This is a genomic window from Terasakiispira papahanaumokuakeensis, assembly GCF_001709345.1.
Lineage (GTDB): Bacteria > Pseudomonadota > Gammaproteobacteria > Pseudomonadales > Halomonadaceae > Terasakiispira > Terasakiispira papahanaumokuakeensis.
On record NZ_MDTQ01000001.1, the window covers coordinates 3,948,471 to 3,967,055 of the forward strand.

Consider the following 18,585-nt stretch of genomic DNA (forward strand, 5'->3'; position numbering starts at 1 on the left):
TGTGGTGGCCTTGCCCGATGCGCAAGCTGCACGCCGCCAAGCCGTCAACCAGACGCAAGATGTGTTGCCCCGTGGAGGCTTGCATCAGCCAGTCTGGGCTGCGACCCACCGAGCGCCAGAAGCCACTGCGGTGGTTCAGGGGGAGCGCACATACACTTATGGCGAGCTAGTCAAGCAGGCCCAAGTATTCGCTCAGCGGCTCTTACAGACTGGGTGTCAGCCGGGAGAGCGAGTGGCGATCTGTATGGCCAAATCGCCAGATCAGGTCGTGGCTGTACTCGGTATTTTATGTGCAGGTGCCGCTTATTTGCCTTTGGATCCGGCTCAACCGATGGCCCGTATGGCAACCATTCTGGCGAGCGCGGACGTTCGCTGTGTGTTAACCGACGCGGGCAGCCGTGATCTGGCATGGCCTGAAGCGTTCACTCAGTGCATTGCGTTGGAGAACGGCCTCGCTCTTAAGACCAGTCGAGCCCTTAAGGCCAGCATACCCCTTACGAGCCGTACCGACGGCCGCCCAGCGGATGCGGTGAGGCAGGATCAACCCTGGATACCGATGCCGCTGGTTCAGCCCGATGCTCTGGCTTATGTTATTTATACCTCGGGATCAACGGGGGTGCCCAAGGGCGTCATGATCAGCCATCAGGCGGCTTTAAATACCGTGCTGGATATTAATCGGCGCTTTGATGTGACGGCTGCTGATCGAATGATTGGCCTGGCGAATCTCAGTTTTGATTTATCGGTCTACGATATTTTTGGTGTTCTGGCCGCTGGTGCTACGTTAGTACTGCCGGAAGCCGATCAGCGTAATGATCCTTCGCATTGGGCGCTATGCTGTCGCCGTCATCACGTCACGCTTTGGAATTCGGTTCCCGCGCAATTGCAAATGTTGCTGCACTATCTTCGGGCTGAACCGACCGCTGCGCCTGAGACTTTGCGGTTAGCGCTGCTGTCTGGTGATTGGTTGCCGCTCAATCTCCCCGAAGAGCGAGACCATTGGTTGCCCGGCCTGCGACTGATTAGCCTGGGAGGCGCGACAGAAGCCGCGATTTGGTCAATTGCTTATCCCATTGATGCGGTTGATCCTCATTGGCGCAGTATCCCTTATGGTAAGCCACTTTCTAATCAGCAATGTCATGTGCTTAACGCGGCTTTAGCCCCTTGCCCTGACGGCGTGATCGGCGAGATTTATATTGGCGGTATGGGGTTAGCGCTGGGGTATTTGGGGGATCCAGAGAAAACGGCTGAACGTTTTCTTGTGCACCCCGAAACGGGCGAGCGCCTGTACCGAACAGGCGACCTGGGGCGCTATATGGCCGATGGTCATATTGAGTTTCTGGGACGGGAAGATTTCCAGGTTAAGGTTCGGGGTCACCGTATCGAGTTGAGTGAAGTCGAAACGGCACTGCTGACGCACCCCGATGTTGCGGCCAGTGCGGTTGTCGCTCAGGGGGCCTCGGCGTTGGAGCGTCATTTAAGTGCTTATGTACAGCCCCAAAGCGGACAGGATTGTGCATGGCCTGAAGGGTTAGTCGAGTCGACTCAAGCCGCCGCGCATGCGGTGAGTGCGGATTTATCCCCCGAGGCGATTCATGAGATGTCTGCGGCGGTTGAGCGGGCCGCATTGCTCTCTATGGGCGTGGCCTTAAAGCGGCCGGGATTGTTCGAAGCGCTGGACCAGCATTATTCCCTGGATGAGATTTATCGTGTATGTGACGTGGCGCCGCGCCATCAGCGATTAATTCGACGGTGGCTGAAAGTGTTGGTCAATGAGGGGCTGTTATCATGGGACCCCAAAGGAAAGGCCTATTATGGTCTCAATGTCAGTGCTGATGATGTCGCAGCTTTGTGGCAGACGATTGATGTGTTGGAGCCTCAAGTGGGTTGGGGACGAGAGGTGCTGCGTTATCTGAAGGACAGTCAGGACCGCTTGCCTGAGTTGATGAGTGGCCAACTCGATCCTTTACATCTGCTCTTTCCGGAAGGGCGTACTGACGTTGCTGATGGGGCTTATCGTCGTAACTTGATCAATCAGTACTTAAATCAAGCGGTGTGTGCGGCGGTTCGGCAACTTGCCGCAACGCATTCTAATGAGCGCCCCTTGCGGCTATTGGAAGTGGGGGCCGGTGTGGGTGGTACCAGCTCAGACTTGATTCCCGCGCTTGATGGCCTGCCGGTTGATTACTACTTCACGGATTTATCCCATTATTTCTTGAACGAAGCCCGTGAACACTTTGCGGATTACCCCTGGGTGCGTTATGGCTTATTCGATCTGAATGAGGATTATTGGGCTCAAGGGGTTGAGGCCAATTCCGTGGATGTCATCCTCTGTGCCAATGTGCTGCATAACGCTCAGCATGCGGCTCAGGTGTTGTCTCGATTGAAACAGATACTGGTACCCGGGGGGTGGCTGATTTTTATCGAGGCCACACGGGATACTTATCAGATTATGGCCTCCATGGAGTTTAAGGAAGGCCTTACCGCCTTTGATGATTTTAGGGCTGAGTTGGATACAACGTTCATTCAGCGCTCTCAGTGGCTCTCTTTGTTAGAGGATGCAGGGGCCGAGCAGACGCTCTGTCTCCCTGACGCCAATGGCGTTCACGACCTGGATCAGGCCATGTCGGCCATTGGCCAGCATTTATTTATGGCACGTTTTAAAAGTCATCAAGCGGTATTGACGCCGGCTCAGTTACAGGCACATCTGGCCGAGCGTTTACCCGGTTATATGTTGCCGAGTGAGTATCATATCTTGGATGCGTTACCGGTGACTGCCAATGGTAAAATTGATCGCCAGGCATTGATGGCACTGACGACTGATCAGGGTATACAGGATCAGGTTGAAGTCGAAGCGCCCAGAGATGAATTAGAACAGGCATTGGCGGCGGTATGGCAGTCTACTTTGCAACGGGCCAGTGTCGGCCGTGATCAGGATTTCTTTGCGCTAGGTGGCGATTCTCTTTTGGTGGCACAGCTTGTCGGCCGCATTCGAGAACAAGTGCCTATCTCACGGTTGATGAGCTGGGATCAGTTGCTGCGACAGCTGTTAAACCAACCCACAATTGCAGCGCTAGCTCAAGCGTTACGCCCGCTTGAGGCCTCTTCCCCTCAGGCTGCAACCTTAACGCCTACCCTGGTGCCTATTAAGACATCGGCCACTGGGCCACGCCGGATTTTTGTCCACGATGGCAGTGGCACCTTGTCGCCTTACCGAGCGTTATTTGCAGAGCTGGATGGCCATATTGAAGGGGTCGCACTGCCTTCAGTTGAGGCGTATCTCGCGCTTGATCCTGATCATGCGATTCATCAATTGGCAGCGCATTATGCCGCGGCGATTGTGGAGGCGGGGCATCGCCAGGTCAGTATTGTCGGTTATTGTTTAGGCGGTTTGCTGGCGACAGAACTTGCGCATTCCTTGCAAGATCATAGCGTTAAGGTTGATGAATTGACGGTGATTAGTAGCTATCGCGTGCCGTTCATGATCGAGGATGACCTGATCGCCGAGTATGTCTTTGCTCGGGTGATGCAGGCGGATTTACACGCTTTGGGTTATCCCGTGCAAGAAAGCAGTTTGGAAACCGTGCTCAGTCGAATCTTATTGCGCTCACCTGGGCGCATTCCCCAAGACGCTTGGCGCCAGGTTGAAGATGATGAGCAGACACATGCGGCCTTGGAGGCTTTGCATGCATTAGCCCATAAAGGTGATGAGGCGCGTTTAGCGGCCATCAGCCAGAGCATGCGGTTATCGGATTCTGAGCTCAGTGATCTGGACTGGTTACGCCAGCAGCTGGTGGTACTCAAGCACAGTTTAGCCGCTGTGGCACAGCACCAAGCGACACCTTATGAGGGCGATATGACATTCATTCGTCAATCAGGTGAACTTCAAGTGCTGCCGGGCATGCATCGAGATATGAGCCGTTATTGGGACCAGTTGTGTCAGGGACAGTTGCGTATTGTCGATGTGCCAGGCGATCACTTCAGTTGTATGGCCTCACCTCGGGTCAGTGCGGTGGCGAAGGCGTTGGTCGATACGCAACCGGAGGTGACGGTATGACTCGACCTGGTGTCGCTATCGTTGGGGCTTCGGGCCATGTGGGACAGGTGGCGGCTGCGGCACTGGCCGATTATGGCGATTTACGGTTAGGCAGCCGAGCACCTGAGCGGTTGCAATCCCTATCGGCCGTATGTGCGTCGGCCGGTGCTACCGTGACCACACAATATGTGGATTTGGATGATCCCGCATCTCTGGATCATTTTGTCGCTGGGGCGGATGTCGTGCTTAATTGTGCAGGCCCCAGCTATCGCATATTGGACCAGGTCGCGCTGGTGGCCCAGCATCACCAAGCCGCTTATGTGGATGTCGGGGGGGATGACGTCTTATATGAGCGCCTCATGAAGCAGCCTGCAGGTCGGACTGTTGCCGTCGTTTCGGCGGGCATGTTGCCTGGCCTGTCCGGTTTGTTGCCGCGATATTTAGCCGATCAGTTTGAGCACATTGAGCAGATGACCTGTTATGCCGGTGGACGAGAAGCCTTTTCTCCTGCCGCGGCGGAGGATTTCTGGCTGAGCCTAGACCCTCAGTATGATTTCGGTACGGTTCAGGCCTATTGGCGGCATGGCCAGATTGCTTCCTCTCGTGATGCGATGGATCTGCCTTATCGTCCATGGACTCGCCAACCTCGTTTGCTGGCCTGGCCTTATTTAAGTCGAGAGGCTCAAAGGCTGTTTCAGCAGTTGGGCGTTGAGCAGGGTTGGGCGATGAATTTGATGGAAGAGGGCTATCTGTTCCAAGCATTGCAACGTTTGCAAGGGCGGGGCGACGTGAAGGCTGAAGAGGCCATGACGGCCTTGATACAAGCGAGCCAATTAGATGTGGCGGGTCGCCCGGCTTATCAGGTCTTGGCGGTTGAAGCCAGCGGTTGGGCTAAGGGGTCGCCTCTTCAACGCAGTCTCTGGGTTCAGGTCTCACAAGGATTTCATTTGACCGGACATATGGCCGCCCAGACGGTGCGAGCGATACCTGAGTTGGATGATGGTGTTCACTTCGCGGCACAAGTATTGAATCCTCAAGCCTGTCTACAAGGGCTAGTACAGGCATGGCCTGACTTCAAAATACAGCAGCACGAAGGGGCCTGGGCGACCGTTAATATTGAAGAGGGCGCGTTATGATGAGGTCTTCCGCCTGGCTGACCCCGCTCTCTGACCACCCTCGGGCTCAGTTGCATTTAGTGTGTTGTCCTCATGCGGGCGGCATGCCCCATTTCTTTCGTGATTGGGCTGATCAGTTGCCTGATGCCATTGCCTTATGGGCAGTTCAGTATCCTGGGCGAGGGACTCGTCAGCAATCAGACTTTCCCGACACTTTATTATCGATGGCGGACCATGTTGCGCGTGCCTGTCATCCATTAAGTCATCGCCCCATCGCGCTCCTGGGCCACAGCATGGGCGCTGCATTGGCCTATGAGGTGACGGTGCGATTAGAAGCGCAGGGGATGGCACCGATGCATTTATTTGTATCGGGTCACCCGGCGCCTCATTGTCAAAGGTCGGGATCTTTACATCGGGCTGATGAGCAAACGTTGTTGGACGATGTGCGTCAACAGTCTGAGGAAATGGGGACGGTGCTGGGTGATCCCGCACTTAGAGCTTTATTCATGCCGGCTTTACGCGAGGATTATCGGTTGATTGAGCAGTATCACCGTGATGTCCCTGTGAGGCTGGATTGCCCTATTACCGTGTTGCGTGGTGATGTCGATGATGAAGTCAATGAGGTAGAGGCGGCGGCTTGGCAGTCTGCTTCGGCGTGTCCTCTGGATGAATATGTGTTCTCTGGTGGACATTTTTATCTCGTTGCGCAGCAAGTGCCGTTATTGGCGGCGATAAAGCATCAACTCGCTGATGTACTTACGCCGACTTGGCATGACTGGGCCTAAATGCCCCTCTTTGGATTGATTAAAAGGATGGCTCAATGAGAACGCCAGAAGCGTGTCAGGACCTTAATGATGTCCGTATCGGGATCGATACATTGGATCAACAGATTATCCAGGCGCTGGGGCAGCGGCTGGCTTATGTGAAAGCAGCGGCTCAGTTTAAACCGTCTGAAGCCAGTATCCCCGCTCCTGAGCGGGTGGCTGCGATGTTGCCGTTAAGACGCGAGTGGGCAACTGATGCCGGGTTGGATCCGGCTTTTATCGGACCTTTATTTGCGCAAATTATTCAATGGAATATTGATCAACAAATTCTGCATTGGCGTATGACTCACCCTCAAACGGCTGAGGGGGCTGAGCATGAATGAGTCACTCAAAACGTATGAGTTATTGAGGGTTCAGCTCATTTCGGCTTTTGCGGGCGCTCGGGAAAAGGCCGAGCGAGAGGGTCAGCCGGTGCTGGCAGCTGTGTCGGTTGAGGTTGAGCCACAAACACCGATAGCTATGATCAGTGCCTTGCCTGGATATGATGCTCAACGATTCTTCTGGCAATGCCAGACGGATGTCATGGTGGGGTTCGGCGCGACGCAAACATTGACGGCTGAATCAGGCCAGGCACGTGAGCGCTTCTTCTGGTGTGAGCAGCAGTGGCAGGCATTACGTGCTCGATTATGGGTTGAAGGCCCTTGTTTACCTCGCTGGTGTGGCGGTTTTGCTTTTGACCCTGAGGCGACGACCAGTGAGTTGTGGCGCCATTTCCCAGCGGCTTCTTTAACGTTGCCACGGTTAATGTATCTGTCTCAACATGGCCAAGCATACTTGATGGTGACGCACTGGGTTGCTGCGGATACCCGTAGTGACGCTTTGGCATGTCAGTTGCTGAATGAGTGGTCTCAATTGCTGGAAAAGGCCGAAGTGATCTCATCTGCGGTAGAGGCGTCTACCGATTATGCCTTACAGGATTGCCTGGACGCTTCGTTATGGAAAGATCAAGTCGCGGATACGATTAAGGCCATTCAGCAGGGGACTATGCATAAAGCGGTGTTGGCGCGAACGGTTGTGATGACGTTGCCTCATAGCGTCTTGGTCGCTGAGGTGCTGCAGCAGCTGTCTGAGCACTATCCAGAGGCTTATCTGTTTGCCTTTGAACGTGATGGCCATTGTTTTTTAGGCGCGTCTCCTGAGCGATTAGTGCGATTGCAGCAAGGGCAGCTGGAGACGATGGCGCTGGCGGGCACGATGGCGCGGGGGAAGACCCCATCAGAGGATGCAGGGCTCAGTGATCAGCTAATGAATAGCCGGAAGGATCGGTATGAGCACCAATTGGTGGTTAACAGTTTGCGAGAAGCCTTGTCGCCTTTGTGCCGGAGCTTGACGATTCCTGAAACGCCTTGTGTGTATCGCTTGGCTCAGGTGCAACATCTGCTGACGCCTATTACCGGTGAGTTGAGCTCAGAGGTCGGGGCTTTGTCATTAGTGAGTGTCCTCCATCCGACGCCGGCAGTGGGGGGGTTGCCGAGGGATATCGCGTTACGCCATATTCGCGCGCATGAGCAGATGGATAGGGGATGGTATGCAGGCCCCGTGGGTTGGCTTGATAGTGACGGCAATGCGGAGTTTGCCGTGGCTTTGCGTTCTGGCTTACTACGTGACGATAAGGCTTATTTGTTTGCCGGTTGTGGCATCGTGGCGGACTCTCAGCCTGATGCAGAGTATCAGGAAACCTGTTTGAAATTAAAAACGATGGTCGCGGCATTATCGGCTTGAATCATTCATCCCGGTCGATCAGTTGACTCAGTGATCGCCAATACGTCTCCAGTACCATATTGGAGGGCGCTCCTTTTCGTGTAATGGCGTAGTAGTCGGTGTCGTAATGAAAATGCTGTGGATTCAGTGCTCGCATTTGCTGGCTGTCGACCCACCGTTGCGCAAAATGGGTGGGTAAAAATCCGATATAACGGCCTGTTAGAATTAAAAAGGCAATGCCTTCTCGGTCTGTTGCCGAAGCCATCGGCTTGAGTCCGCTATGAAGTTGTTTGACGTCGGGTGTCTGGGCATAAGCCGGCACCACAGCGTCATGACTGGCGATATCCTCAGGTCTCAGGTATTGAGCGCCGAATAAGGGGTGACGAGAGCTGCAGTAGAGGACTGATTCTTCGCGATAGAGCAAGGTGTAATTGAGCCCTGGCAGGTGCTTTAACCCCGGTACAACACCTGTGTGCAAGCTGCCTTTTAACGTCGCCATTTCGATCTCTTTGGGGGGCGCCATCCGAATATTGATATGTACATTTTCGCCCTGTGCTTTGAGCTCGCGCAGGGCTTCGGTGATGTGCATTTCCGGCATGGTGACGAGGTTATCAGCAATGCCTATGTTCAGATCACCAGTCAATCTTGAATGTAAGCTGTTGATTTGAGTACGAAAGTTCTCAGCTGACGTCAAGAGTTGTAGGGTCGCTTCATAGACGCTTTGTCCTTCCGGTGTGAGGGCAAAACCACTGCGTCCGCGTTGACATAACCGCATGGACAACCGGCCTTCCAAATCATTCATCGCCATGCTGATCGCTGCGCGGCTGATATTAAGTTCAACCTCAGCAGCAGAAAACCCGCCACTTTCGACGACCTTTCGGAAAATTCTGAGCAAACGTAAATCGACATCGCTGATTTGACCCAGTAGCGGAATGTGGTGGGCAGTCATGGCGTCTCCTTGGCGAGTTGATCTGCAGGTGATCATGCTTCTGGGCCCGTTGAGCTTGAAGCACTTGATCTCCAGCACAATACCTAATGTTCAGCATTTGCTTTTCTAAAGATCATCAAATGAGTATTTAATGACGTAACGCCTTTCGCACAAGATACGATCAGTCCTCTGGAGAAGCAACTTAGCCCCTGGCAACGCTGACGTTCAGGGAGAGGACCCCACATCAAGATGGCTAAATATTTCATTGCCCAGTCATGGGGCTGAGGCATGTGCCAGTTCAGGAGTGAGCGGTTATGACTGATCGTTTGACGCATTATGTGAATGGCCAACGCACAGCACTGGATTCTGTTCGTTCAGCCCCCGTCTTTAACCCGTCGACAGGGCAGCAGTCGGCAGAGGTGCTTTTGGCCTCAAAAGCCGATGTTGAACAAGCGATTGCATCGGCCCAGCAGGCCTTTGAGCGCTGGTCTCAGACCACGCCGTTAAAGCGTGCGCGTGTGATGTTCAAGTTCAAGGCGCTATTAGAAACACACGCCGATGAAGTGGCGCGCCTGATTGCACAAGAGCACGGTAAGGTCTTATCCGATGCCATGGGGGAGCTGACCCGAGGCCTTGAAGTGGTCGAGTTTGCTTGCGGCATGCCTCATTTACAAAAAGGTGAACACTCGCTGAATGTCGGGTCGGGTGTGGATTCTTTTTCACTGATGCAACCGCTGGGTGTGTGTGCGGGGATTACGCCTTTTAATTTCCCTGCGATGGTGCCGTTGTGGATGTTCCCCATTGCGATTGCGGCAGGTAATACGTTTGTTTTGAAGCCTTCCGAGAAAGACCCTTCTTCCACGTTACGCATTGCGGAGTTACTGAGTGAAGCCGGTCTGCCCGATGGCGTATTGAATGTTGTGAATGGCGATAAAGAGGCGGTGGATACGTTATTGACTGATCCTCGTGTGCAGGCGATCAGTTTTGTCGGCTCAACGCCCATTGCCGAATATGTATATAGCACCGGTTCCGCGCATGGTAAACGGGTGCAAGCGCTGGGTGGGGCGAAAAATCATATGGTCATTATGCCTGATGCCGATCTGGATCAAGCGGTCGATGCCCTCATGGGGGCGGCTTATGGTAGCGCTGGCGAGCGCTGTATGGCGATTTCAGTGGCTGTGCCTGTGGGTGAAAGCACGGCCGTTAAGCTGCGTGAAAAGCTGTTGGCGCGTCTGGATACACTCAGTGTTGGGGTCAGTATCACCGAGGGGGCTGATCACGATATGGGGCCGTTAGTCTCCAAAGATCACTTGGATAAAGTGGCCGGGTATATTGCCACCGGTGAAGCTGAGGGTGCGGAGTTGGTGCGTGATGGTCGTGAGCTGACATTCAAGAGTGACGGTTATTTTATTGGCGGTACTTTGTTTGATCATGTGAAGCCCGGCATGAGAATTTATGATGAAGAAATTTTTGGCCCTGTCTTGGCTATCGCTCGAGCCAACAGCTTTGATGACGCGGTGCAAATGATTAATGCCCATGAGTTTGGCAATGGGACGGCCATCTTTACCCGTGATGGTGATGCGGCACGGCAGTATTGTGAGCAGATTCAAGTGGGAATGGTGGGCGTGAATGTGCCGATTCCAGTACCGATGGCATTTCACAGTTTTGGGGGCTGGAAACGTTCGCTCTTTGGTGCACTACATATGCATGGCCCAGATGGTGTACGCTTCTATACCCGTATGAAAACCGTGACTGCACGCTGGCCTTCCGGCTTACGAGAAGCCACGAACCAATTCACTATGCCGACGATGTAAGGAGAGGCCAATGAGTCTGAATGAGCGGCTTCAGGGGATGACCAACCAAGATGTCAAACAGTTGGATCGTGCTCATGTGTTTCATTCCTGGTCCACCCAGGGCACCTTGAACCCACTGGCCATTAAAAGTGGTGAAGGGTGTCGGTTGTGGGATTTTGACGGACGGGAATATCTCGATTTCTCTAGTCAGTTGGTCAACACCAATATCGGCCACCAGCACCCGAAAGTGATTGCAGCGATTCAGGCTCAGGCTGCCGAGTTGGCGACTGTCGCCCCGGCTCATGCCAATGCAACCCGCAGTTTAGCGGCTGAAAAAGTACTGGCGCATGCCCCTAAGGGGTTCGAAAAAGTCTTTTTCACCAATGCCGGTGCGGATGCGAATGAGAATGCAATCCGCATGGCGCGGGCTTATACCGGGCGTGACAAGGTGCTGTCCGCTTATCGTTCTTACCACGGCAACACTGGGTCTGCGATTGTCGCGACGGGTGATTTTCGTCGCGTGCCCAATGAATACTCTCGTGGTCATGTGCATTTCTTTAATCCCTACTTCTATCGCACGGAGTTCTGGTCGGCTGATGAAGCCGAAGAGTGTCAGCGCGCCCTACACCATTTACGTCGGGTGATTGAAAGTGAGGGACCGGCATCGATTGCGGCGATCCTGCTGGAAACGATTCCGGGCACTGCCGGGGTGCTGGTGCCGCCCAAGGATTACCTCAAAGGCGTGCGAGCGCTGGCGGATGAGTTCGGTATTGTCCTGATCTTGGATGAAGTCATGGCCGGTTTTGGTCGGACTGGTCAATGGCTCGCCTTGGATGACTTTGATGTCATTCCCGACTTGGTCACCTTTGCCAAGGGCGTGAACTCGGGCTATGTCCCGGCTGGGGGCGTGATGATCTCAGAAGCGCTGAATCGCTATTTTGATGATCACTTCTTCTATGGTGGATTGACGTATTCAGGCCATCCATTGGCTATGGCGGCGATCTGCGCCACGCTGGATGTGATGGCGGAAGAGCAGATTGTTGAAAATGCGGCCCGTATTGGCCAAGAGGTGCTGACGCCGGGATTACAACGGTTGGCCCAGCAACATGAGGTGATCGGTGAAGTTCGGGGACTGGGTGTCTTTCATGCCATCGAACTTGTCGAAGATCGTCAAAGTCGCCAGCCACTGAGCGATGCCGCCATGGGACAGATTAAACAGCATATGCTCGATGCCGGTGTGCTGCCCTTTGTGGCCAATAACCGTATCCATGTGGTGCCGCCTTGTATTGTGTCCGCTGAAGAGGCGCAACAAGGCTTGGCCGTGATCGATGAAGCACTCTCGGCGTTAAAGCGCTGACGTGATGTGATCAACCTGCCTTGATTGAATGATCTGTATGTCCTGGAGCCCCTCTTTTGGGGCTCTACTCTTTTGGGGCTCTTTTATTAAGGGCTTTATTGGGCAATGAATCGGCAAGGGTTAGATTGGCGCCAATATGGTGCTGCCTGAGTCGGTCGTGGTGTTATCTTGAGCTATCGTATGGCGTTGCTTCCAGGCACTCAGGTGCTGCTGGATGACTTGTTGCAAGCTGATGGGGTCGCGACTGAGCAAGGCTTCCAGCATCAGTCGGTGCTCTTCAATGCTGCGTTCAAGCCCGCCTGTTTGCGGCCAGCCCGGGCCCGCACCTTGTAAGCCTTGTTCTCTGAGCCAGTTAACCTGATGCGCCAGGAATTCATTGCCCGCCAATGCGGCCAGTGCACGATGAAACTGGTGATTGGCCTTGACCATGGCGGGTCCATCTTGGCTGGTGACGGCAGCTTCAAATTGGTCCTGAGCGCGTTGTGCCTTGATTAAGCCTTCGGGAGTTTGGCGTGCCATCATCAATGGAATGAGTGCCAGTTCGATGCTGATTCTGGCCTCGGTGAGCGCCAGGCGTTCTTGATACTGCCAGTGGCGTACTCGATAGCCTCGATTGGGCACATGTTCAAGACTGCCCAGTTCGGCTAGACGCTCTAATGCGCCCCGCACTAAAAACCGACTGACCTGATAATTCTCCGCCAGTGAGTCTTGGCGCATCCAGCTGCCGGCCGGGTAAATACCGGCGCTCATGCCGAGTCGGAGCTGTTCCAGCATCCATTGCATGTCGTGGCCGTGCTCGTGGTTGGGCATGAGGTTGTCCTTAGCGGTTGTCCTTAAGTGTGGCTAGCGCCGGTTCGCGCAATCTTTTGAGGCCGTTTGGGTCGTTGGGCGGCTTGGAGCGCTTGATGAAGGGTGTATTGAAACACATTTCACATAATGCTTGCAGATTGGCGCCAATTATATATGATGCCTATTACTTACTGATAACCATTATCAATAGTGAAAGGATATGGCATGCATTCTCGATTAGCCGCTTCTGAGGGTTCGGTTGTTCCGCATCATTCCAGCGTTTCTCACCATTTCGACGTTTCGCGTGATTTAAGCATTGATGGTCGCCGCATGCATCGCTGGGCATTGACACCATTGGTCTGTGCGATGGTCATGAGTTATACCCATGGTGCTTTTGCTGCCGAAAATTCAGCCGCTCGTGTCGAGAACACCGACCAGTTGGAGACTCTGGTGGTTTCGAGTGATTGGTTGGATTCGACTCATCAGGATTCGCGTTATACGCCTGGTGGTCGCGAAACGCTTTCGACTGAGACACTGGAAGCAGGTGAAGTGCGTTCTATTGAGGATGCGTTGGGCCGTGTACCGGGTGTGCATATCCAAGATGAAACCGGCACGGGAGTATTGCCGAATATCGGTGTGCGTGGGCTTTCCCCGCGTCGTAGTGAGCGAGTCCAAATTCTCGTCGATGGTATTCCGGCGGCGTTAGGGCCGTATAGCAATATTGGGGTTTCTCTGTTTCCGGTGACTTTAGCAACGTTAGAGCGGGTCGATGTGGTGCGTGGTGGCGCCGCAGTGCATTACGGGCCGAACAATGTGGGTGGGGTGATTAACTTTGTTACGCGAGGCATTCCTTACCAGCCGACTCTGCAACTGCGCGAGCGCTTGACGGTTGATGATGAGACTGGCCATGTCCTGAAAAACCATTATCTGCGCGCAGGCGGGCGGGTGACTGATGACTTCGGTTTACAGTTCCAAGCCAACTTAGTGCGGGGTGAAGCGGGTCGCGATCACAGTGATACCGAGGTCGATAACTTTATTGTCGATGCGGATTGGGATCTTGATGAGGCCAATACGCTGAGCGGCCAGCTGCAGTACTACAAAGTGGATTCTGATTTGCCTGGGGCGTTATCGCCAGCCGCTTATCGAGAGGATCGCCATCAGTCGCAACGACCGGATGACCGATTTAAGGCCGATACCTGGAGTGGTCATGTCACTTGGCGCTGGCAGCCTAGCCAGGATGTCGAGTTCAGCTGGCGCCACTTTGGTCACCGCAGTGATCGCACCTTCTGGTTTGGGCAAAGTTTGGGCGGTGACCTGCATTGGTCTGATCCGACTGCGGTGCCGACCCATGTGGCAGACTCGCCCCGTCAATTTACGGTTTGGGCCAGTGAGCCCCGCTTGGCGATTCGTCAAGGTGATCACACCTGGATGCTGGGTGCGCGCTACTTGCAAGAAAAAGTTGATTTTGATGTCAATCGATTGAACTTGAGCGATGACACTCGAAGTGCCGTTCGGCGCTGGGATTTTGACACTCATGCAGTGGCGGCTTATGTCAGTGATACCTGGACGTTGGGCGATAGCGGTTGGACCCTGACCCCTGGGCTACGTTATGAACATGTCAAAATGGATTATGCCGATGCGCTCGGGACAAGCGCAGACGACAATGTGGCAGAAGCCTGGTTACCGGGTCTGACCGTGGGCTATACCGCCAGTGAGGCGTGGTACTTCTATGGCTCCTCACAGCGCTCTCTGACCCCCGTACAGTTAGCGCAGGTCACTAATCCAGGTGATATTGCCAATGAAACCGCTTGGAACTATGAACTGGGCAGCCGCTACACCCAAGGCAGTTGGCAAGTTCAAGCGGATGTCTTCATGATTGATTATCAGGATCAGGTGGTGAAACAGCCGGATAACAGCCTAAAAAATCTGGGACGAACCCGTTACCAAGGGTTGGAAACGTCGGTGGATTGGCAGCCCAATAATGGGCCATTGGCTTTAGGCGCGACTTGGACTTGGTTGGATACGGAACAGCGTGACGGTGACTTTAAGGGGCAGGAAGTGCCGAATGCGCCAAAGCATTTAGTGAACTTGCACAGTAGCTGGCAAGTATCCGACTGGACTTGGCGCCTGAACGCACGTTATGTCGGCGAAAGCTACTCTGATGCGGCGAATACGGAAGCCGAAACGACCAGTGGTAGCGCGGGTAAATTGCCCGATTACTGGCAAGTGGATAGCAGTCTCGCTTATCAATTGCCTATGGTTCAGGATGTCAGTGTCACACTGGGTGTGCATAACTTAACCGATGCCGATGGCTATTTTCGTGGTGTGGATACCAGCCCGGTGGGACGTGTGCCGATTCCTGGGCGTGCTTATAGCTTAACGCTGGATATGACCTTGTAAGCGGGCGGCCTGATGATCAAATTATCGCAATGGCGTTGGTGGGGCTTTGTTCTGGGGCTGTTGCTATTGCCGGTATGCGCGGCACAGGCTTCCCGTGTGATCACTGATCTAGCCGGGCGCCAGGTCAGTGTGCCGGACCACGTCAGTCGGGTGATCCTCGGTGAAGGCCGTTTGCTTTATACCTTGGCGGCTTTACAGCCAGACAACCCTTTCGCTCATATCGTGGGTTGGCGTGATGAACTGATTGAATATGATGCGGATACTTGGGCTTTATATCGGGCGCACTTTCCACAAGCAGCCGATTTGCCGGTCTTTGGTAAAGCGGCACAAGGGGAGTTCAGTGTTGAACAAGCGTTGGCGCTTAACCCTCAAGTCATCATTTTTGATCTGGCGGCTTATGCGCCACTGCGCGCTCAGCGTGCCTTGGCGCTGTTCGATGCCGCCGGTATTGCTGTGGTTTTTGTCGACTTTCTGACTGAACCTGATCAGCATATGGCGCCAAGCATCCGCGTGTTGGGCGAGTTATTTGATGCTCAAGCCCGTGCTGAGGCTTTAATCCAGCTGCGTGAGCAATCATTAGCCGCCGTGGCTGAGCGTTTGCCGGAGCAGCGCCCTCGAGTGTTGATTGAAACGGCCGCTGGGTTACATGACTGTTGCCGCAGTGTGGGGCATGACAACTTGGGGCGGGTGGTTCGACTGGCCGGTGGCGATAATATCGCGGCTCAACGCATTCCAGGGGTGTTTGGCACCTTGAGCCCGGAATGGGTCTTGGTCAGCGATCCTGATGTTGTCATCATGACTGGCGGCGATTGGCAAAAGCTCAATCCTAAGGCTATTCCAATGGGCTATGGTGCTCATTGGCAGGCTGCACGTCAGGCGATGCAGGCATTGGTGAATGAGCGCCCTGGCTGGTCTGGCATGGGCGCTGTCCGTGATCATCGGATCTATGCGTTATGGCATCAGTTCTATAACACACCCTATCAGTTCGTGGCGGTTCAGCAGGTGGCTAAATGGCTGCACCCCAAGGCGATGGCTGATTTACAGCCTGACGCTTTGTGGCAGCAATTGCATCACCAGTTTTTGCCTGTTCCCGCCACGGGGGCCTTTTGGGGTGCTATTGCGCCGTCCTCACCCGGGACGCATGAATAGCGTATAACGACATCGGTGCTGATGTTGAATACTAAAACGCCGCCCCTTGGGCGGCGTTTTAGCTGCAGCGTCTAAGTGGCTGGATTAATCATCCAGACTTTCCAGCAGTTCAGCGGTTGTGTTGACGACATTATCAACGATGAAACCAAAGGTTTCGAAGAGCTGATCGGCGGGGGCGGATTCGCCGAAGCTATCCATCCCGATAACGGCGCCTTCAAGCCCGACATACTTATACCACCAGTCTTTGTGGCTGGCTTCGATGGCTACACGGGTACCGACTTCAGCGGGTAATACTTGCTGACGATACTCGGCATCTTGCTGTTCGAAGACATCCGCTGAAGGCATGGAGACCACGCGGATCTGCTTGCCTTGAGTGGCTAGCTGCTCTGCGGCTTCTAATGCCAGTGACACTTCTGAGCCCGTTGCAATCAGGATGGCTTCTGGTTCGCCATCGCAGTCACGGACAATCCAGGCGCCCCGTGCAATATTCGCCAGCTGTTCCGCATTGCGCTCCAGATGAGGCAGCCCCTGACGAGAGAAGATCAGGCTGGTGGGGCCATCACGACGCTCTATGGCGGCTTTCCAGGCTACTGCGGTTTCCACTGCATCTGCCGGACGCCAAACGCTCATATTCGGGGTGCCGCGTAAGCTAGCCAACTGTTCGATTGGCTGATGCGTCGGGCCATCTTCACCCAGGCCGATTGAGTCATGGGTGAAGACATAAATGGCCTGCTGCTTCATCAATGCGGCCATACGTACGGCGTTACGTGCATATTCCATAAAGATCAGGAAGGTCGCGCCGTAAGGAATGAAGCCGCCATGCAGTGCAATACCGTTCATGATGGCGGCCATACCAAATTCGCGCACACCATAATGTAAGTAGTTGCCATCTGCCTCATTGGCGCTAATGGCTTTAGCCCCTTTCCAGAAGGTCAGGTTTGAGGGGGCTAAGTCGGCAGAGCCGCCCAGCAGTTCCGAAAGTTGAGGACCGTATTGGTTCAGTACATTCAGGCTGGCTTTACGGGTGGCCACTTTTTCGCCTTTGGCCGCGACCTCTTGGATGAGCTGATCGGCCTGAGCCGCAAATTGCTCGGGCAAATCGCCACGGATGACGCGACGCTCAAATTCAGCGCCCAGCTCAGGATAGGCGGCTTTGTAGTCATCAAAGCGTTGCTGCCAGCTGCTTTCCTGATGATCACCGTAGCTATGTGCGTCCCACTCGGCTTTGATGTCTGCCGGGATCTCAAAGGGGGCATGAGGCCAGTTCAGGGCTTTCCGTGCCAGGGCGACTTCTTCTTCACCGAGTGCTGCGCCATGGCAGTCTTCTTTGCCTTGCTTGTTCGGTGAGCCAAAGCCAATGATCGTTTTGCAGATGATCAATGTCGGGCGATCATCATGTTGTTTCGCCAGCGCAATGGCGGCTTCGATTTCTTCGGGCTTATGGCCATCAACCGCAGGCACAACATGCCAACCATAGGCTTCAAAACGTTTGGCCGTGTCATCGGTAAACCAACCTTCGACTTCGCCGTCAATGGAAATGCCATTGTCGTCATAAAACGCAATCAGCTTGCCGAGGCCCAGAGTACCTGCGAGTGAACTGACTTCATGGGAGATACCTTCCATCAGGCAGCCATCGCCCAGGAACACATAGGTGTTGTGGCCCACAATGTCATAACCCGGGCGGTTGAAGTGTTCCGCCAGTGTTTTCTCAGCAATGGCCATGCCGACGGCGTTTGCTAGCCCTTGGCCAAGGGGGCCTGTAGTGGTTTCTATACCCGGCGCATAGCCATACTCCGGATGTCCGGCCGTTTTGCTGTGCAGCTGACGGAACTGTTTGAGATCGTCAATGCTGAGATCATAGCCCGTCAGGTGCAGCAAGGCATAAAGCAGCATGGAACCATGGCCGTTGGACAGTACGAAACGGTCACGGTCGGCCCACTTCGGGTTGGCCGGGTTATGCTTCATATGGTCGTGCCAAAGGACTTCAGCGATATCGGCCATACCCATAGGGGCACCAGGGTGACCTGAGTTGGCTTTTTGAACGGCATCCATGGCCAGGGCGCGAATCGCATTGGCGCGTTCGAAGCGGGATGGCATGCGGGGGACTCCTCGCCTTCGGGGCGTTTCGGGTTAAGTATCAGGGGTCGACCTGTCGAACAACACGGGCTTTAGTCAGTGACAACGTTCAGTCAGTGATAAGAAGCTTCGGGCTGGTCATAACAGGTTGAGTCTAGCTTGGTCTTTGCCGCTTGTGAGTGCTGTATCGGCCTGTGGTAAATGCGCAAAAAGAACTCAGCGACAAAACAGGTGCACTATATTTTCACGCATCTCGACGTTTCAGGCAAACCCTGTGAGTTTATCGGGCCTCTCAGTCAGTGCATAAAGGGGGGATGGCATGTAGAATGCAAGCGTCAATGTGGCTTATTAGATACGCTGATAAGCCCTTTTCCACCGGGTGAGTCTAGACCTTTATAAACCGTTTCATCATTGTGCTTT

Annotated in this window: 12 protein-coding genes; 9 read left to right on the plus strand and 3 right to left on the minus strand. The window is 54.1% G+C overall.

The genetic code is table 11. The annotated features are described in order from the left end of the window. The first annotated feature begins 10 nt into the window (after nucleotides 1-10). The 5 genes from BFW38_RS17200 to BFW38_RS17220 are packed head-to-tail and all read left to right on the plus strand — an operon-like array spanning nucleotide 11 to nucleotide 7,694. Nucleotides 11-4,054: an amino acid adenylation domain-containing protein gene (locus BFW38_RS17200; RefSeq protein ID WP_218186450.1), complete on the plus strand. Its 4,044-nt coding sequence runs from the start codon at nucleotides 11-13 to the stop codon at nucleotides 4,052-4,054. Beyond that, on the plus strand, nucleotides 4,051-5,169 hold the full coding sequence (locus BFW38_RS17205) for a saccharopine dehydrogenase NADP-binding domain-containing protein (protein WP_069000034.1): 1,119 nt from the start codon (nucleotides 4,051-4,053) through the stop codon (nucleotides 5,167-5,169). Before BFW38_RS17200 ends, BFW38_RS17205 begins: the two co-directional genes overlap by 4 nt. Further along, nucleotides 5,166-5,933, plus strand: coding sequence for a thioesterase II family protein (locus BFW38_RS17210; protein WP_084004746.1), 768 nt, complete (start codon nucleotides 5,166-5,168; stop codon nucleotides 5,931-5,933). The genes BFW38_RS17205 and BFW38_RS17210 overlap by 4 nt, the downstream gene beginning before the upstream one ends. Nucleotides 5,934-5,968: 35 nt before the next feature. Next, a complete protein-coding gene (locus BFW38_RS17215) occupies nucleotides 5,969-6,295 on the plus strand; it encodes an isochorismate lyase (RefSeq protein WP_069000035.1) in 327 nt (108 codons plus the stop codon). Then, the gene (locus BFW38_RS17220; RefSeq protein ID WP_084004747.1) at nucleotides 6,288-7,694 is read left to right on the plus strand and encodes an isochorismate synthase; all 1,407 of its coding nucleotides are present in this window, start codon (nucleotides 6,288-6,290) and stop codon (nucleotides 7,692-7,694) included. The genes BFW38_RS17215 and BFW38_RS17220 overlap by 8 nt, the downstream gene beginning before the upstream one ends. 1 nt (nucleotide 7,695) lies before the next feature. Here BFW38_RS17220 and BFW38_RS17225 read toward each other — a convergent pair whose 3' ends face one another. Continuing rightward, the gene (locus BFW38_RS17225) at nucleotides 7,696-8,622 is read right to left on the minus strand and encodes a LysR family transcriptional regulator (protein WP_069000036.1); all 927 of its coding nucleotides are present in this window, start codon (nucleotides 8,620-8,622) and stop codon (nucleotides 7,696-7,698) included. A gap of 293 nt (nucleotides 8,623-8,915) precedes the next feature. Here BFW38_RS17225 and BFW38_RS17230 point away from each other — a divergent pair, with 293 nt between their 5' ends. Further along, a complete protein-coding gene (locus BFW38_RS17230; RefSeq protein WP_069000037.1) occupies nucleotides 8,916-10,415 on the plus strand; it encodes a CoA-acylating methylmalonate-semialdehyde dehydrogenase in 1,500 nt (499 codons plus the stop codon). A gap of 10 nt (nucleotides 10,416-10,425) precedes the next feature. Further along, nucleotides 10,426-11,751, plus strand: a complete 1,326-nt coding sequence (locus BFW38_RS17235; RefSeq protein WP_069000038.1) for an aspartate aminotransferase family protein — start codon at nucleotides 10,426-10,428, stop codon at nucleotides 11,749-11,751. A 120-nt stretch (nucleotides 11,752-11,871) separates the two neighbouring features. Here the strand turns inward: BFW38_RS17235 and BFW38_RS17240 are convergent, their stop codons facing one another. Further along, nucleotides 11,872-12,561, minus strand: a complete 690-nt coding sequence (locus BFW38_RS17240) for a GntR family transcriptional regulator (protein ID WP_069000039.1) — start codon at nucleotides 12,559-12,561, stop codon at nucleotides 11,872-11,874. Nucleotides 12,562-12,765: 204 nt separating this feature from the next. Between BFW38_RS17240 and BFW38_RS17245 the strand changes: the two genes are divergently transcribed. Next, nucleotides 12,766-14,940, plus strand: a complete 2,175-nt coding sequence (locus tag BFW38_RS17245) for a TonB-dependent receptor family protein (RefSeq protein ID WP_245686186.1) — start codon at nucleotides 12,766-12,768, stop codon at nucleotides 14,938-14,940. A gap of 12 nt (nucleotides 14,941-14,952) precedes the next feature. Then, nucleotides 14,953-16,089: an ABC transporter substrate-binding protein gene (locus tag BFW38_RS17250; RefSeq protein WP_069000040.1), complete on the plus strand. Its 1,137-nt coding sequence runs from the start codon at nucleotides 14,953-14,955 to the stop codon at nucleotides 16,087-16,089. Between the two features lie 84 nt (nucleotides 16,090-16,173). On the opposite strand, the gene tkt is transcribed toward BFW38_RS17250, so the two are convergent. Then, nucleotides 16,174-18,186 (minus strand): transketolase, encoded by a 2,013-nt coding sequence (gene tkt, locus BFW38_RS17255; protein WP_069000041.1) that lies wholly within the window; start codon nucleotides 18,184-18,186, stop codon nucleotides 16,174-16,176. Nucleotides 18,187-18,585 lie beyond the last annotated feature (399 nt).